General features: G+C 67.2%; 16 protein-coding genes. 12 read left to right on the top strand and 4 right to left on the bottom strand.

The features are described from left to right. Positions 1-24: 24 nt before the first annotated feature. Positions 25-882 (bottom strand): helix-turn-helix domain-containing protein, encoded by an 858-nt coding sequence (locus ABD104_RS10655; protein WP_132979489.1) that lies wholly within the window; start codon positions 880-882, stop codon positions 25-27. A 208-nt stretch (positions 883-1090) separates the two neighbouring features. On the opposite strand from ABD104_RS10655, the gene ABD104_RS10650 reads away from it, so the two are divergent. Beyond that, on the top strand, positions 1091-2164 hold the full coding sequence (locus ABD104_RS10650; RefSeq protein ID WP_087838123.1) for a DODA-type extradiol aromatic ring-opening family dioxygenase: 1074 nt from the start codon (positions 1091-1093) through the stop codon (positions 2162-2164). Beyond that, the gene (locus tag ABD104_RS10645) at positions 2161-3600 is read left to right on the top strand and encodes an aldehyde dehydrogenase family protein (protein ID WP_279817859.1); all 1440 of its coding nucleotides are present in this window, start codon (positions 2161-2163) and stop codon (positions 3598-3600) included. Before ABD104_RS10650 ends, ABD104_RS10645 begins: the two co-directional genes overlap by 4 nt. Before the next feature lie 42 nt (positions 3601-3642). Here the strand turns inward: ABD104_RS10645 and ABD104_RS10640 are convergent, their stop codons facing one another. Then, entirely contained in the window at positions 3643-4632 is a 990-nt protein-coding gene (locus ABD104_RS10640) for a Bug family tripartite tricarboxylate transporter substrate binding protein (protein ID WP_343927481.1), read from the bottom strand. 255 nt (positions 4633-4887) lie between these two features. Here ABD104_RS10640 and ABD104_RS10635 point away from each other — a divergent pair, with 255 nt between their 5' ends. Genes ABD104_RS10635 through ABD104_RS10625 form a run of 3 tightly spaced genes read left to right on the top strand, consistent with a single transcriptional unit; the run spans position 4888 to position 7524 of the window. Beyond that, on the top strand, positions 4888-5856 hold the full coding sequence (locus ABD104_RS10635; protein ID WP_132979491.1) for a Bug family tripartite tricarboxylate transporter substrate binding protein: 969 nt from the start codon (positions 4888-4890) through the stop codon (positions 5854-5856). A 32-nt stretch (positions 5857-5888) separates the two neighbouring features. Beyond that, positions 5889-6806: an amidohydrolase family protein gene (locus ABD104_RS10630; protein WP_087838119.1), complete on the top strand. Its 918-nt coding sequence runs from the start codon at positions 5889-5891 to the stop codon at positions 6804-6806. Continuing rightward, positions 6787-7524, top strand: coding sequence for an SDR family NAD(P)-dependent oxidoreductase (locus tag ABD104_RS10625; RefSeq protein WP_087838118.1), 738 nt, complete (start codon positions 6787-6789; stop codon positions 7522-7524). Before ABD104_RS10630 ends, ABD104_RS10625 begins: the two co-directional genes overlap by 20 nt. Before the next feature lie 8 nt (positions 7525-7532). Here the strand turns inward: ABD104_RS10625 and ABD104_RS10620 are convergent, their stop codons facing one another. Next, positions 7533-8132, bottom strand: a complete 600-nt coding sequence (locus ABD104_RS10620; protein WP_279817865.1) for an SDR family oxidoreductase — start codon at positions 8130-8132, stop codon at positions 7533-7535. Between the two features lie 151 nt (positions 8133-8283). Between ABD104_RS10620 and ABD104_RS10615 the strand changes: the two genes are divergently transcribed. The 7 genes from ABD104_RS10615 (at position 8284) to ABD104_RS10585 (ending at position 15800) form a co-directional block, all read left to right on the top strand. Further along, positions 8284-10098: an ABC transporter ATP-binding protein gene (locus tag ABD104_RS10615; protein ID WP_343927480.1), complete on the top strand. Its 1815-nt coding sequence runs from the start codon at positions 8284-8286 to the stop codon at positions 10096-10098. Then, positions 10073-11485 carry a guanine deaminase gene (gene guaD, locus ABD104_RS10610; RefSeq protein WP_343927479.1) on the top strand — a complete coding sequence of 471 codons (1413 nt, stop codon included), beginning with the start codon at positions 10073-10075 and terminating at the stop codon, positions 11483-11485. The genes ABD104_RS10615 and guaD overlap by 26 nt, the downstream gene beginning before the upstream one ends. Before the next feature lie 49 nt (positions 11486-11534). Next, complete coding sequence (gene gshB / locus ABD104_RS10605) at positions 11535-12512, top strand: glutathione synthase (protein ID WP_132979495.1); 978 nt, start codon at positions 11535-11537, stop codon at positions 12510-12512. Then, positions 12509-12922 (top strand): PTS sugar transporter subunit IIA, encoded by a 414-nt coding sequence (locus ABD104_RS10600; RefSeq protein WP_087838113.1) that lies wholly within the window; start codon positions 12509-12511, stop codon positions 12920-12922. Before gshB ends, ABD104_RS10600 begins: the two co-directional genes overlap by 4 nt. 2 nt (positions 12923-12924) lie before the next feature. Beyond that, entirely contained in the window at positions 12925-13194 is a 270-nt protein-coding gene (locus tag ABD104_RS10595) for an HPr family phosphocarrier protein (RefSeq protein WP_087838112.1), read from the top strand. 3 nt (positions 13195-13197) lie between these two features. Further along, a complete protein-coding gene (gene ptsP, locus ABD104_RS10590) occupies positions 13198-14934 on the top strand; it encodes a phosphoenolpyruvate--protein phosphotransferase (protein WP_279817872.1) in 1737 nt (578 codons plus the stop codon). Between the two features lie 149 nt (positions 14935-15083). Continuing rightward, positions 15084-15800 (top strand): helix-turn-helix transcriptional regulator, encoded by a 717-nt coding sequence (locus ABD104_RS10585; protein ID WP_338616778.1) that lies wholly within the window; start codon positions 15084-15086, stop codon positions 15798-15800. Positions 15801-15826: 26 nt separating this feature from the next. Here ABD104_RS10585 and ABD104_RS10580 read toward each other — a convergent pair whose 3' ends face one another. Then, on the bottom strand, positions 15827-16834 hold the full coding sequence (locus ABD104_RS10580) for a Bug family tripartite tricarboxylate transporter substrate binding protein (protein WP_087838111.1): 1008 nt from the start codon (positions 16832-16834) through the stop codon (positions 15827-15829). Positions 16835-17003: the final 169 nt, after the last annotated feature.

Genomic DNA, 17003 nt, shown 5'->3' with positions numbered 1-17003 from the left:
CTGGCGGCTTCCGGCGCGTTTGCCTCAGAGCCGGGCGTCGGCGTGCTCGCACTGCCGGGGCAGGGCCGGTACCGCTGCGCGGCGGTAGTCCCGGGGAGTGAAGCCCTGCTGGTCGACGAAGAACTTCGAGAAATGGCTTTGCGCGCCAAAGCCGCAGCGCTGCGACAGCTCGGCGATGGGACCCGCGTCGTCGGCCAGATACTCCACCGCGGCATGCAGCCGCAGCATATTGACATAGTGCTTGGGCGACAGGCCCGTGCAGGCAGTGAACAGTTCGAAGAAGCGGGAGCGGGACAGGCCTACCCGCGCGGCGATCTCCTGGGTGGGCAGCGGTTCTTCCAGGTGTTCCTGCATCAACGAGATCGCCCGCCGGATGCGATAGTCGTTGCTGCGGGCAGGCCGTTCGCGATTCGGATAGGTGGGGCCGTGCTGATGGCAAAGATGCTCGGCGAGCTCGCCGAACAAGGCCTGGACTTCGGGGGCGTTGAGCTCGACCGCCTCGAGCATGTGCCTGGCCAGACGCTGGGCGAGCTCGACCGCGCGTGTTCCCAGTTGAACGCTGCTGTGCCGAAAAAAACGCACATAAGAGGGCAGGCCGGGAAACTGTTCCTCGATCCACAGGGGCGAGAAATACAGCATCAGGATCGTGCTCTTGCCCTGGCCGACGGAGAGGTTGGCGTGCAGTTCGTGGCTATTGACGAGGACGGCGTGGCGGGGGGCCAGCATCGCCGACGTTTCTCCAACCTGGTATTCATGGCAGGGGCCGTCCAGTTCGATCATGGCATGGTGGACGGGATGCGCATGCGGGCCTGCGGGACGCACCTTGTCGAGCAGGCAGGCCCGGCCGATATGGCCATGGGTAACGGCTAGGACTCTGGACACGTGGCACTTCCTTCGCCCCGAAGGCGATGAGACGGCGATGTTGCGTGTGTGCGGACAGTATATCCAAGGCCCCGGCGAACGCCATCGGCTGGCCAGACAAAATCGGATGAATTCATAAATCGGCAGACGCAGGCGTAATGGCCGCCCAGGCCCGCGTTCCTACACTCCCTGGCACCCAAGGACACATTGCCAAGAAAGGAGAGACGGAATGACCCAGGATCTGATCGTCGGTGGCGCCATGCTGCCGCATGCCCCGCAGTTCTTTACCTTGCCCGATACCGAGGACAAGAACACCGTCCAGCGCGTTCGGGACGTGGCTGCATCGATCGGGGAGCGGCTGCAGGCGCTGGAGCCGGAGCTGTGGATCATGATTGCCAACGACCATGCGCAGCAATTCTTCCACCAGTGCGCGCCGCCGTTCACGCTGCACGTGGGTGGCGTGGCCAGGGGCGAGTTCGCGGGCCGGGGGTTTCGCTACCAGGTGCCCAGCGACATTTCCTTCGCGATCGTCGAGGACCTGTACCGGTCGGGCTTCGATCCCGCCTTCACCAGCAGTGCCGAGATCGACTATGCGCTCGGCATTCCGTTGACGCACCTGGGGGTATCCGCGCCCGTACTGCCGGTCTACGTGAACGCCTATCTGCCGCCGCAACCGACCACTGAGCGATGCTATGCCTTCGGCGTGGCGTTGGCCAACGCCGTGCGCCGCCTTGGCTTGCGCACGGTCGTCGTCGCCAGCGGCGGCATGTCGCATTTTCCTGGAACGGACCGCTACAGCCAGCCCGACCTGGAGTTCGACAACCGGGTACTGGACACCCTGCGAACCGGCAATCTGAAGTCGCTGATCGGATACGCCGAGTCGAAGCTGGACGATACCGGCAACATCGAGCTGCGCTGCTGGGCGGTGGCCGCGGGAGCGCTGGGCGAGCGCGTTCCCGACGTGGTGCAGATGGATCCGAGCTGGCACCACAACTATGCCTCGGTGGGATTCTTTTCTCCGCCCCGGCCGGCTCCTCGCCCGCACTATCCGCGCATCGCTCCCGAGTTGGCGGAGCTGACGCGCGCCCTGCATGGCCTGGCCTACGATCAGGCCAACCAGCGTGCCTTCGTCGCGGATCCGCGGGCCTACGTCGCCCGCTTCGAACTCAGCGAGGCGCATCGCGGAGCCTTGCTGGACATGGACCAGCTCAAGTTCGCCGAGATGGGGCTGCATCCGCTGATCGGGTTCCTGGCGAACATGAACATCCGGCATCTGCGCGCCGAGCAGGGAGGCGGACGATGAAGGACACGCTGGCTGGAGAGGTACAGGCCTCGTTCATCGACGGCGCCCGGGTGGCGCCGGGCGTGGCGCGCATGCCGTGGCGCCAGGCCGGCAGCGGCGGCATGCTGGCCATTGCCGAGGCGGACGAAGGCATCGTGGCGCAGGCGGTTGACAGCGCGCGGCGCGCGTTCCAGGCGCAGCGCCCTGCGCCGTCGACCGTGCGCCTGCGGCACCTGCAATGCCTGAAGGACGCCCTGTCCCGGGAGGCCGCGGCCTTGGCGCGCCTCATCAGCGAGGACGTCGGCAAGCCGATACGCGTGGCGCGCGGGGAGGTGGCGCGGGGCCTGCAATTCGTCGAAGCATGCATGTCGGAGCTGTCACATCTGGGGGGCGAAGTCCTGCCCCTGGATGCCGTGCCCGCCGGCGTGGGGCGCATCGGCTACACCCGCCGCTTCCCCTATGGGGTCGTGGGTGCGATCACGCCGTTCAATGCGCCGGTGAACCTGCTCGTGCAGAAACTGGCCCCCGCGCTGGCGGCGGGCAACGCGTGCGTGGCCAAGCCCGCTCCGGCGTCGCTGCGCACGGCCCTGCACCTGGCTGCCGCGGCGGTCGAGGCGGGCCTGCCTCCGGGCATGATGAACGTGCTGGCGGGCGACAAGGCGACGGCGCTGGCCCTGGCGGGCCATCCCGACGTCGGCGTCGTGTCGTTCACGGGCGGGGTGCAGGCCGGGGAAGCACTGGCCAGGGCGACGGGCGTGCGCCGATTCGTGTCGGAACTGGGGTCGAGCGCCGCCAATGTCGTACTGGCCGACGCGGACCTGGAGTCGGCCGTCGCCAAGATCGCCACGGCGGCGTTCGAGGCCAGCGGGCAACAGTGCATATCGGCGCAGCGGATCATCGTCGAGGCGCGGATCTACGACGAGTTCGCGGAACGTTTCGCCGCCGCTGCCGGACGGATGCGGGTCGGGCCCGCCGACGACGAGCGGACGGACGTCGGCCCGCTGGTGTCCGAGGCGTCGGCCGATCGCATCATGGCCCTGTGCGACGATGCGATCTCGCTGGGCGCACGCTATCGGCTCGCGCCCCGCCGCGAGGGGCTGGTCCTGTCTCCGGTCATCATCGAGGAGCTTTCACCGTCGGCGCGGCTATGGCACGAGGAAGTCTTCGGGCCTGTGGCCGTGCTGATCCGGGCCAGCGATGCCAACCATGCACTGGAACTGGCCAATGATTCTCCCTTCGGTCTCCAGGGGGCGGTGTTTACCCGCAGTCTGAGCCAGGCGTTCCGGTTCGCCGAGTCTTTCGAGGTGGGGGCGTTGTGGGTGAACGAGGCCAGTCGCTTCCGCCTGGACATGTACCCCTTCGGCGGCATGAAACTGAGCGGCACCGGTAGGGAAGGCGTGCGCTATGCCATCGAGGAGTTGTCGCAACTCAAGTTCACGGGTATTGCCTGGCAGTAGCGCCAAGGCGTGCCGTCCATCAAGGACGGCACGCCTTCTTCTTCAGTTCATCAAGGGAAGTCCTTGCTCGGCCACGACACGCTTCCACTTGGCGACTTCGCCCTGGAAGAACCTGTCGAACTGGGCGGGAGAGCCCGACATGCCTTCCGCTCCGAGTTGCTCGAGCCGGGACTTGAATTCGCCGGACGCCAGGGCCTTGGCCATCATTTCGTTGAGTTGCGCCACGCGTCTGGAATCCATGCCGGAAGGGCCGAAGATGCCGAACCACGAGACGAATGAATACTTGGGATAGCCCGATTCCGCCACGGTGGGAAGATCGGGCAGCGCTTCGGACCGCGCCGACCCGGTGACGGCGATGCCGCGCAGTTTGCCGCTGCGGACGTGTCCCACCACCGCCGGCATCAATTCGAACACCAGGTCGAGATTGCCCGCCATCACGTCGGCCATCGCCGGTCCTCCGCTCTTGTACGGCACGTGAAGGAGGTCCACGCCGACTTCGCCCTTGAACAGTTCGACCGACAGGTGACTGGAGGTACCGATGCCGGCGGTGCCGAAGGTCAGCTTGCCAGGATGTTTCTTGGCCTCTGCGACGAGCTCGCTCACGTTGCGCAGCCGGGAAGACGGATTGACCGCTATGACGTTCTGCAGCGAAGCCACGCCGCTGATGGCGACCAGGTCCTTTAGCGGGTCCACGGGCATGCTGCGCATCAGGCTGGGGTTGCTGGCCAGGCTCGTGGCGCCGAGCAGCAGGGTATGGCCGTCCTTGTCCTGGGCGCGCGCGACGAGCTCGGCGCCGATGTTGCCCCCCGCACCGGGTTTGTTTTCGACCACCACGGGTTTGCCTGCGATGCCCGCCAGTTCCTTGGCGACCGAGCGTCCGAGGATGTCGCCCGCGCCGCCTGGCGCATAAGGCACGGTCAGCGTGATGGGCCGCGTGGGAAAGGCCTCGGCGGCAAGCAGGGGGGCATGGGCTCCGAAGGCCAGGGCGAGGAGTGCAGCCTGTTTCAGGACGAGGGGCGGACGACGATGCATGGGGACTCCTGATGGTTGAAAAAGGCATCGGCGAGTGTAGGAGGGGCTTCATTCTTTGTAGTTATCCCACTGTCCTCCCATTTACGCATTGATCTCATTTTTTGCGCCGGCGACGCCGGCGTGGATCGCCTGCGCAATTAATCGGACGCCATCGTAAATGCGGCGACGAAACGGTAATGGGCCGCCGCGACCCCATTCCTATAATCCGCTTCAATTTCCGGATACGCCCTCGTCACCTGATCACAAGGAGGCAGCATGAACCGGCAGTCGAGTCTTTGCGCGACGATCCTCGTCTCGCTGTTGGGAGGCGGCACGGCATGCGCCGCCGGCTATCCCGATCGCCCCATCAAGATGGTGGTGCCGTTCGCGGTGGGCGGACTGAACGACGTGCTCGCCCGCATCATCGCGCCGCGGTTGACGGCCGAGCTGGGCCAGCCCGTGGTGGTGGAGAACAAGGGGGGCGCTGGCAGCGTCGTGGGCACCGAGCAGGCCGCACGCGCCAGGCCCGATGGCTACACATTGCTGCTGTCCAGCGCCGCGCTGGCCATCAATCCCTCGCTGTACAAGAAACTGCCTTACGACGTGCAGCGCGACTTCGTTCCCGTCATCCAGATCTCGAGCACCCAGATGGTGCTGCTGCGTTCGCCCAAGTTCGAGCCGGACTCCGCCCCCGCGCTGGTCGACTACCTACGCAAGCATCCGGGCAAAGTGAACTATGCATCGTCCGGCGTGGGGTCGCCCAGCCACCTGGCCTCGGAGCTGTTCGTGCGCACGTACAAGCTCGACACGGTACACGTGCCCTATAAGGGCGCGGGCCCCGCGTTGGCGGCGATCGCGGCGGGCGAGGCGGAGTTCTGCGTGGACGTGCTGCCCACGGCGATGACGATGCACAAGTCCGGCATGCTGAAGATCCTCGCGCTGGCCGGCGACAAGCGCTCGCCGCTGCTGCCGGACGTGCCGACGCTGGCCGAGGTGGGCTTTCCCGAGTATGCCGCCAGCTCGTGGAACGTCATCATGGCGCCGGCGCACACGCCAGCCGATGTATTGGACAAGCTGCGCGCGACGCTCAGAAAGATCATGGAGTCCGACGACATGCGCGAGCGGATGCGGCAATTGGCGGTGGAGCCCAGATCGGTGACGGGCGAGGCGCTGGCCGCGTTCATCGCCAGCGAAACGGACAAATGGGGCAAACTGATCCAGTCGGCCTCGATCACGGCCGACTAGCGCGAACCGATACTTGAGGGGAGTGGAGAATCATGCGAGACGGATACCATGTCGTGGACCTGCGAGCCCGCCCGCCTACCAAGGAGATCCTGACCTATTTCACGCCGGATCACTTGAAGTTCTTCGGTGGCCACCTGGGAATGAAGACCATCCCGCCGTCCTACCTGAATGCGTCGGTGGAACTGTTTTTCCAGGAGGCGGATCGCGCCGGCGTGGACCGGATGCTGTGCGTGCATCGGGTGGTGCCGGCCGCGGGCGGATCGCCGCGCAGCGACGTATCCAACGACCATATCGCCGAAGTGGTGCATGCCCATCCCGACCGCCTGTCGGGCGTCGCGGGCATCGACGTGGGCGGGGACTTCGGCGACCCCCTGGAGGAAACCCGCCGGGCCATCGACGACCTGGGCCTGCGCGGCATCCATATCGCGCCCACGCGCAGCGCGCTCGCCACGCACTGGGACGACCGGCGCCTTTATCCGCTGTACGAGTTGTGCGATGACCGCAAGGTGCCGGTGGTGCTGATGTCCGGACCGTTCGCGGGGCCGGAGATCGAGGATACTCACCCGCGGTACATCCAGGGGGTGGCGCGGGACTTTCCCAACCTGTCCATCGTTGCCGGGCACGCCTGCTGGCCCTTTTTCGCCGAGCTGCTGGGCGTGGCCTATCGCCACGAGAACGTATACGTATCGGCCGATGCCTACCTCTTCATGCCTGGGGGAGACCTGCTGGTCCAGGCGGCCAACGGGTTCCTGCAGGACCAGATGATGTACGGGTCAGGATATCCGGTGCGGGAGATCGACGCCTGCCTGGACGCGTACATGCAACTTCCCTTGTCGGATACGAGCTTTCGCAAGACGCTGGGCGAGAACGCGGTGCGAGTGTTCGGACTGCCCGGGCCTGCCGCCGTGGATTCGACCCGGGAGGGCCGGGATGGCCGCGCCGCCCAATGACGGCGTGACGGTGATAACCGGGGCCAGTGGCGGGATAGGAGCGGCTCTTGCCCGGCGTGTGCTGGCAGAGGGCGGACGGGTGGTCAACCTGTCCGACCGGCCGCCCGCGGTGCCGCTCGGTGCCATGGACCGGATCGTCGACCTGACCGACGCCGTGGCCACGCGGGAGGTGTGCGAGGCCATCTTGCGCGAGCACCGCGTGACCGGCTTCGTGCATTGCGCGGGAATACCGCACATGGCGCCAGTCGAGGCTTTCGACGCCGAAGGCTTCGACCGCATCGTGCACCTCCACCTGCGCGCCGCCATGCAATGCATCGGCCTCGTGGTCCCGTCCATGAAAGCCCGGCGACATGGGCACATCGTGCTGCTGGGCAGCCGGGTCAGCCTGGGGCGCGTGCGCAGCTCGCTCTACGGCGCGGTGAAGTCCGGCATCCTGGGCATGGCCAGGGCCTTGGCGGTTGAACTGGCGCCGCACGGCATCAATGTCAACGTCGTCAGCCCCGGGCCGGTGGATACGCCCATGCTACGGGTCTACCACCCCGCCGGCTCGGAGCGGGCCCTGGCGCTGGAGGCCTCGATTCCCATGGGACGGGTAGCGCAGCCCGAGGACGTGGCCAATGCGGCCATGTTCTTCCTGCGGGACGAGACGTCCTATGTCACGGGGCAGAACCTGTTCGTGTGTGGCGGGCGGGACATCGCGGCGGCCGAGCGGGGCTGACGGCGGTCTCAGTCCGCGTCCATGATGGATCCGCAGGTCAGGTTGACGATGGCGCCCGTCATCGCGCCCGCGCGGTCGGAGGCCGCGAAGGCCGCCGCATCCGCCACCTCGGCGATCCGCGGCAGGCGCCCCAGCGCCGTTCCTGCATTCATGTAGTCCCGGATCTCGCGCAGCTCGGCCTCGGCTTCCGGCGGCCAGGTCTCCGGCAGCGCGTCCGAGCGCAGGCAGACGACGCGCACGCCGTGCCGCCCCAGTTCCCCCGCGAAGGTCCGGGCCATTGCCTCGATGGCCGTGCACGCGACGGCGAACCCGCCGGTCCGGTGGTAGACCCGATCCCGGCCGGACAGGCCGGCGGACGTCGCCGAAAGCGCCAGGATGACGCCGTGCCCCTGCCGCACCATGTGCCGGGCCGCGCCGCGCATCGTCAGGAAATTGGCCCGCACGCCCGTCTCCACGGGCGCCATGAAATCGGCCATGGCCATGTCCAGCAGTGGAGTGCCCTGCAGGTCGCCGCGGATGCTGGCAGCGTTCAGGCTGACGTCGATGCGTCCGGCCTTGGCCGCGACGTCGGCGGCGTAGACGATGGCGGTCTTGTCCTGAAGCAGCATGTGTGTCTCTCTGGAGCGGGCCGTGGGCGGCCTCGTGGTCTGTATCGAAGGCGATCCGGCTGCCTCGCGCATCATTATCGGCCAAGGGTGCCTGGTCCACCCGCAACCCTGGAGGTATCCTCTGGGGCGATACATCGTCCCAAGGATCTCCATGCGCCTCCTGTGGACCTACCTCAAGCCCCACCGCTCCCTGGCCTTCGTCGCGCTGCTGCTGGCGGGCGTCTCCCAGGTACTGGCCCTGGTCGACCCCATCATCTTCGGCCGCATCATCGACGAGTACGCGATCAATCGCGCCGGCAAGACCGAGCACGAGCTGGTCACGGGCGTGCTGGGACTGCTGGGCCTGGCGGTGGGGATCGCCATCCTGTCGCGCCTGGCCCGCGCCTTGCAGGAGTACACGACCCGGCTGGTGGTGCAGAAGCTGGGCACGCATCTCTTCAACGACGGCCTGCGGCAGGTGCTGCGCCTGCGCTTCCAGGAGTTCGAGGACCTGCGCAGCGGCGAGGTGCTGTCCCTGCTGCAGAAGGTCCGGGCGGACAGCGAGCGTTTCATCAACACCTTTATCAACACGGTGTTCGCGGCGGTGGTGGGAGTGGGTTTCCTGACCTGGTATTCGGTCACGAAGAACTGGCTGCTGGTGCCGGTGTTCCTGGTCGGGGTGCTGCTGCTGGGCGGGCTGACCGGCCTGCTCAGCCGCGAGATCAAGACGCAGCAGCGTTCCATCGTGCGCGAGACCAACCGCAATTCGGGCTTCATCACCGAGTCGTTGCGCAACGTGGAGCTGATCAAGAGCCTGGGGCTGACCTATCCGGAGATCCGCCGCCTGCAGGCGCAGACGGCGGCGATCTTCGCGCTGGAGATGGAGAAGGTCAAGCGGATACGGGTGCTGTCCTTCCTGCAGGGCATGACGCTGAGCCTGTTGCGGCTGTCCATCCTGTTCGCGCTGCTGTGGCTGATTTTCCGCGAGGTGCTGAGCCCGGGCGAACTGATCGCGATGCAGTTCATCTCGGTAGCGATCTTCGCGCCGCTGCAGGAGCTGGGCAACATCATCCTGGCCTATCGCGAGGTGGATGCCTCGCTGCTGAACTTCGGCGCGCTGATGAAGAAGCCGGTGGAACGGCGGCCACCCGGCGCGGTGGACGTGGGCCCGGTGCGGGACGTGCGTTTCGAGCAGGTCTGTTTTCGCCACAAGGGGGCGCCGGACTACGCGCTGGAAGACGTGTCGTTCGACGCGGAACTGGGTGACACGATCGCGTTCGTGGGGCCGTCGGGTTCGGGCAAGTCGACCCTGGTGAAGCTGTTGGTGGGGCTGTATCCGCCGGCCAGCGGGACGGTGTCGTACAACGGCCAGCCCACGACGGCGCTGCGCTTCAACCGCGTCCGGCGGCAGATCGGATTCGTGACGCAAGAGGCGCACATGTTCGCGGGCACGATCCGCGAGAACCTGCGCCTGGTCAAGCCCGACGCCACCGACGAGGAAATGGTGACGGCGATGGAACAGGCGTCCTGCGCCTATCTGTTGACGAAGTCGCCGGACGGGCTGGATACGACCATAGGCGAGATGGGGATGAAGCTGTCGGGCGGCGAGAAGCAGCGCCTGTCGATCGCCCGCGCGCTGATCCGCCAGCCCCGGCTCCTGATCTTCGACGAGGCGACCTCGGCGCTGGATTCGCTGACCGAGGAACAGATCAACGAGACGGTGCGGCGCATCTGCGCGCGCCGCACGCAGATCACGATCCTGATCGCGCACCGGCTGTCGACCGTGATGCAGGCCGACACCATCTTCGTGCTGGAAAAAGGGCGTATCGTGGAGCAGGGCAGCCACGCGCGGCTGCTGGAAGGCAAGGGACTTTATTATGCGATGTGGCGGCAGCAGATAGGCGAGCGGCCCGCCGCGCCGACGTCCGAGGACCTGCCCGCCGACGAACCCGAGGATGCCTATGACCCGCTCCCGCCCGGGCCCTGACGCCCCCGACTCCCGCTTCGGCCCCGGCCGTCACGCCCTGCGCGGCGCCACGCTGAGTTTCCATGCCGATCCTTTCCTGTCGGATCCGCACGCCTCGTACACCCACCTGCCCGATGCGCTGGTAGTGATCGAGGACGGCCGGATCGCGGAAGCCGGCCCCTACGACCGGCTGCGCGCCTCGGTCGAAGGCTCCATGCCGGTGGCGCACTATCCGGACGCCCTGATCTTGCCGGGCTTCGTCGACACCCACATCCATTACCCGCAGACCCAGATGATCGGCGCCTTCGGCGAGCAGCTGCTGGAGTGGCTGAACAAGTACACCTTCGTGACCGAGCAGCAGTTCGCCGACCCGGCGCACGCCGGGATGGTCAGCGAACTGTTCCTGCGCGAGCTGCTGCGGGCGGGCACGACGACGGCGGCGGTGTACTGCACGGTGCATCCGGGGTCGGTGGACGCGTTCTTCCAGGCCTCGCAGCGCTTCGACACGCGCATGATCGCCGGCAAGGTGCTGATGGACCGCAACGCGCCGGAGGCGCTGCGGGATACGGTGCAAAGCGGGTACGAGGACTCCCGGAACCTGATCCGCAAGTGGCACGGCAAGGGGCGGCAGCTGTATTGCATCACCCCGCGCTTCGCGGCGACCTCGTCCCAGGCGCAGCTGGAATCGGCCGCTCGCCTGTGGCGCGAGCATCCCGGGACCTACATGCAGACCCATCTGAGCGAGAACCTGGGCGAGGTGGGCTGGATCGCGGAGCTGTTCCCGGACTGCTGCGATTATTTCGAGGTCTACCGCCGGGTCGGGCTGGCGGGGCCGCGCGCGATCTTCGCGCACGCGGTGCACGTCTCGGAAGACGAGTTGTGCGCCTGCCACCGGGCCGGGGCGGCGCTGTCGCACTGTCCGACGTCCAACCTGTTCCTGGGCAGCGGGCTGTTCCGGGTGTTCGACGCCAAGCGGGCCGACCGGCCGGTGCGGGTGGGGCTGGGCACGGACATAGGCGGCGGCACGGCCTTCTCGCAGTTGCAGACGCTGAACGAGGCTTACAAGGTGGCGGCCCTGAACCAGACGCGGCTGACCGCCGCCCATGCGTTCTACCTGGCGACTCGGGGTGGCGCGCATGCGCTTTATCTGGACGACCGCCTGGGAGCGATCGAGCCGGGCTACGAGGCCGACCTGGTGGTGCTGGACCTGAAGTCCACGCCCCTGATGGATTTCCGGATGCGCTATTGCGCCGACCTGATGGAGCGGCTGTTCGTGCTGATGACGCTGGGCGACGACCGCGCCGTCCGCGCCACCTACGTGGCGGGGCGGCCGGTGTACGACCGCTCGCGCCAGCCCGCGCCCTTCCGGTACGCGGACGGTTCGGCGGCGCCCGCGCCGGCTTGCTAGAATCAGTATTCCTTTCCGCGCCCGCGTCCGGCGGGCATTCAAGGCCATCATGCACGTACTTTTCATTGTTGACCCGCTTCCCGCGCTAAAGGCCTACAAGGACACCTCCGTGGCGATGATGCGGGCCCTCGTGGCCCGCGGCCACCGGCTGAGCGTGGCGATGCAGGGCGATCTCTACGTCATCGACGGCGCGGTGCGCACCGCTTCCCGGCCCGTCGAGCTGGTTCCGGACGCCGACCTGCACGAGCATGCCTGGTGGAAGGAAGGCCCCGAGGGCGACCAGCCGCTGACCGCCTTCGACGCGGTGTTGATGCGCAAAGACCCGCCGTTCGACATGGAATACGTGTATTCCACCCACCTGCTGGAGCGGGCCGAGGCCCAGGGCGCGCGCGTGTTCAATTCCGGCGCCGCGATCCGCAACCACCCCGAGAAGCTGGCGATCGCCGAGTTCCCGCACCTGACGGTGCCGACGCTGGTGACGCGCGACATGGCGCGCCTGCGGGCCTTCCACAACGAATACCACGACGTCATCGTCAAGCCGCTGGACGGCATGGGCGGCACCGGGATCTTCCGGCTGGCGCCGCGGGAGGCGAACCTGAACGCCATCCTCGAGACGCTGACCGACAACGGCCAGCGCAGCATCATGGCGCAGCGCTACATTCCCGAGATCCTGCAGGGCGACAAGCGGGTGCTGCTGATCGGCGGCGAGCCCGTGCCGTATTGCCTGGCGCGCATTCCGCAGGCGGGCGAGACCCGCGGCAACCTGGCCGCCGGCGGCCGGGGCGTGGCGCAGCCGCTGTCCGGGCGCGACCTGGCCATCGCCCGCGAGCTGGGGCCGAAGCTCGCCGCGCGGGGGCTGCTGCTGGTGGGCCTGGACGTGATCGGCGACTACGTCACCGAGATCAACGTGACCAGCCCCACCACGTTCTGTGAAATCACCGAGCAGACCGGCTTCGACGTCGGCGCGATGTTCGCGCGGGCCCTCGAGGACGCCGTCGCCGCGAAGCCGGAAGCGAGATCGGCATGACCGGCGTCGTCATCGTCGCGCACGAACCGCTGGCTTCGTCGCTCCTTTCCTGCGCATCGCACATCTTCGGCGAGTTGTCGGGCGTGCTGGCCTACGATGCCGGCAACGACGAGGATCCCGACCAGATGTTCCGCGCGGTGCTCGAGCGCATCGAATCCGCGGCGGCCGGCGAAGGCGTGCTGGTGCTGACCGACGTGGTGGGCGCCACGCCCGCCAACCAGACCGACCGGGCGGCGCGCGAGGCGTCGCGGCTGGGAACGCCCACCACCGTGCTGGCGGGCGTCAACATACCGATGTTGCTGCGCACCTTGCCCTACCGCCACCTTTCCCTTGATGATCTGGCGCAGCGCGCCCTGGCCGGCGGCACGCAAGGCGTCTTGCGCGTCGACGGCGAACCTGAAGACCATTGACCATGCCGAGCATCGACATCGCCGTTATCAACAAGCTGGGCCTGCATGCGCGGGCATCCGCCAAGCTCACGCAGCTCGCCAGCCGGTTCCGTAGCGAGATCCACATCGCGCGCGGCACGCGCCGCGTCAATGCCAAGAGCATCATGGGCGTCATGATGCTGGCGGCCGGCATCGGCACCAAGGTGACCGTCGATGCCGAGGGCGAGGACGCCCAGGAGGCCCTGGACCAGATCCGGGCGCTGTTCGAGCAGAAGTTCGGCGAGGCCGAGTAGCCTATGGAGACCTCGATGCTGGCCTTGCACGGACTGGGGGTGTCGCGCGGCTATGCCATCGGCCGCGCCGTGGTCATCGGCGCGGCCGCTCTAGAGGTATCGCACTATCGTATCGATGAAGAGGAAGTGGAGGCCGAGTGCGCGCGCCTGGCCGCCGCCATTCGCGCCGCTTCCGACGAGCTGGCCCAGCTGGCCGACCATCTCCCCCCCGACGTGCCCCGCGAACTGGGGGCCATCCTCCAGGTGCACAGCATGATCCTGGCCGACGCGATGATCTCGCTCGAGCCGCTGGAGATCATCCGTTCCCGCCACTACAACGCCGAGTGGGCGCTGACCGCGCAGGGCCAGGCCCTGGCCGAACAGTTCGCGCAGATGGACGACGAGTACATGCGCGAGCGGGGCGGCGACGTGCGCCAGGTGATCGAGCGCATCCTGCACGCGCTGGCCGAGGCGAACGGGCGGCCGCGCGGCTTGAAGGGCTCGGCCATCGACGACCATGGCGATCCGCTGATCGTCGTCGCGCACGACATCGCCCCCGCCGACATGCTCAAGCTGCGCGGCGCGCGCTTCGCGGCCTTCACCACCGACCTGGGCGGCGCGACCTCGCACACGGCCATCGTCGCCCGCAGCATGGGCGTGCCCGCCGTGGTGGCGCTGGGCGTGGCGCGCACGCTGCTGCGCGACGGCGACATGGTCATCGTCGATGGCGAGGCCGGCGTGCTGCTGGTCAACCCGCCGCCGCGCGTCGTGGCCGAGTACCGTGCCCGCCAGGCCGACTATGCGCGCGAGCGGGCCACGCTGGCGACGCTGCGCGACGTGCCGGCCATCACGCTGGACGGCGTGGTCGTGTCCATGCTGGCCAACATCGAACTGCCCGAAGAGGCGCAGGCGGCGTTGGACGCGGGGGCCGAGGGCATCGGCCTGTTCCGCAGCGAATTCCTGTTCATGGGGCGCGACGGCCTGCCCGGCGAGGACGAGCAGTACGAGGCCTATGCCTCGGTGGTGCGCACGATGGCGGGGCGCCCCGTCACCATCCGCACCCTGGACATCGGCGCCGACAAGACGCTGGACGGCGAGGCCACCGTGGCCACCAACCCGGCGCTGGGCCTGCGCGCGATCCGCTACTGCCTGGCCCATCCCGAACTGTTCGCCACGCAGCTGCGCGCCATTCTTCGCGCCTCGGCCCATGGCCCGGTGCGGATACTGATCCCCATGGTGGCCCACCTGCGCGAGGCGCGCGCTTCCTATGCCGCCATCGCGGCGGCCAGGCAGGAGCTCGACGTCCGCGGCCAGGCCTATGGCCAGAACATCCAGGTGGGCGCGATGGTCGAGATCCCGGCGGTGGCGATCGCCATCGAGCCTTTCGTCGAGGCCTTCGACTTCCTGTCCATCGGCACCAATGACCTGATCCAGTACACGCTGGCCATCGACCGGGCGGATCCCGACGTGGCCGGGCTGTACGACTCGCTGCATCCCGCGGTGCTGCGCCTGGTGGCCAACACCATCAACGCGGGGTCGCGCGCCGGCAAGTCGGTATCGGTGTGCGGCGAAATGGCGGGCGATACCGAGTTGACGCGGCTGTTGCTGGGCCTGGGCCTGACGCAGTTCTCGATGCATCCGCAGCAGTTGCTGGACGTCAAGCGCGAGATCCTGCATGCCCATTCGAATGCGCTGCGGACCAAGGTCGCCGCGGTCCTGAATCGCGCGTCGGAAATGGACCTGTCTTTGCTGAACCAATAAGGACGCGCCTCTCCGGACACTTTCGCATTCAGAAAGTTATTCACAAACCAGTGAGTTCGTCATAGAATGTTACAAAAATGACATTCTGGTGAAATGACGAAGCCCGTCCCTTCATCTTTGGCATTGCGCAGCACGCAGCATCGAAGAGCATGAGACCCAGTACCCGCGCGTTGCGGGCACTGCGCCCGTTGATTGAAGCCTCCTGTCCCGCCGCCATCGGCAAGGTCGTCCGCGAGTTTTCCTGGGAACTTGGCGCCGCCCATTACGCGCTGTGCATCGTCCAGTGCACCAGCGACGGCAATGTGTTGCGGCTGCGGTATGAGGATGCGCCGGGTTGGTGGGAAGGCTTCCGACCGGAGCTTCCGCCGCTGGTCGCGCCGTCCGGCTGGCGATCCGGTCAGGTGCGCATGGTCTGGCGCGCGCTGGACGACGGCGAAACTTCATCCGCCCACGACGAGTTGCGGCGCCTGGGTGCGCACGGCGCGCTGTTCCTGGTGGCCGAGGGCCTGCATCCCGGCGATACGGTAGCCTGCCTGGCGCTGCTGTTCGATTCCCCCGCGGCGGCGAGCCGGCTCGAGACGCATGCGCAATTGGCCGACCTGTGCCATCACGCCGCTTCGTTGCTGGTGGATGCGTATCTGCGCCTGCCGGACCAGGATCAGCCCGCGCTTCCCATCCGGCTTTCCGCGCGCGAGCAGGAGTGCCTGCATTGGGCCTCGATGGGCAAGACCGGTGGCGAGACCGCCCAGATCTTGGGCGTGAGCGAACGGACCGTGAACTTCCACCTGGGCAATGCCTTTGCCAAGCTCCAGGTCAACAACAAGCAGGCGGCCGTGGCCCAGGCCATCCTGCAGGGCCTGTTGTAAGGCCGGAGCGTTCCCGCCGGGCGCCTTCAATCCGCGGCGATCTTTGCCGCGGCCACGACCTTGGCCCAGCGCGCGAGTTCGCTCTGGATCAGCGCTCCCAGTTCCTGCGGGGTGCCGCCCGTTGCCACCAGGCCCTGGTTCTTGAGGCTGGCAATGACGTCCGGATCGCGCAGCAGCGCGTTCAGGTCCTTGTTCCACTTGCCGATGATCGCATCTGGCGTATTGGCGGGCGCCAGTAGTCCATACCAGGTGTCCACCACCAATTCCGGGTGTCCCTGTTCCACCACCGTGGAGGTACCGGGCAGTTCCGGCACCCGGTTCTTGCTCATCACGGCCAGCGCCTTCAATTGCCCGCTCTGCAGGAAAGGCGTGGCCGCGCCCAGGCTCGTCACCATGGCCTGGGCGTGCCCGCCCATGATGTCCGTGAGGGCGCCTGCCGTGCCCTTGTAGGGGATGTGGACCATGTCCAGCTGGGCGCTCTGCTTGAGGAGTTCCATGGCCAGGTGCTGCGCGGTGCCGGTGCCGGGGGAGGCGTAGTTGAGTTTGCCGGGCTGGGCGCGCGCGAGCTGGATCAGGTCTTGCACCGACTGCGCCGGCAACTTGCCCGGGGCGACCAGGGCCATGGCGCTGGTCGCGGCCAGGCCGATCGGGCGGAAAGACTTGATGGGGTCGAACGGCGTGTGCCTGTTGATGACCGGCGTGGTGCCGAAGGCGGTAGCCGTCATGAGCAGGGTGTAGCCATCGGGTGCGGCGCGCGCCACCAGCTCCGCTCCGATATTGCCGCCCGCGCCCGGGCGGTTTTCGGTGACTACCGCGACCTTCCAGCGTTCGGCCAGCCTGGGGCCGATGACGCGGGCGATGATGTCGGCGCTGGTGCCGGGCGTGAAGGGTACGACCAGGGTGACGGTGCGCTCGGGATAGGCGCCATCCGTTTCGCCGGCCGAGGCCGGTCCGGAACCGGCCACGGCCGTGCATGCGGCGGCCAGCCAGGCGAGAGCTTGCCGTTTCGGCAGCAGGGGGGCGATTGCAGGCATCACTATCTCCTCGTGGATTAAAAGTCCCTTAATATGGGATATTTGTTATTCAGATAAGCCCAAATAGCGGGATTCTAATCCTAATGATTTCTCATAAATAACGCTTGGTAAACGGATTTTTCCTAGGGAAATCCACAAGATGCTGGATTTTTATTCCCAATATATGGGA

The sequence above is a fragment of the Pigmentiphaga daeguensis genome (genome assembly GCF_039523035.1).
GTDB lineage: Bacteria > Pseudomonadota > Gammaproteobacteria > Burkholderiales > Burkholderiaceae_B > Pigmentiphaga > Pigmentiphaga daeguensis.
This window is presented reverse-complemented; position numbering and strand designations above follow the sequence as displayed.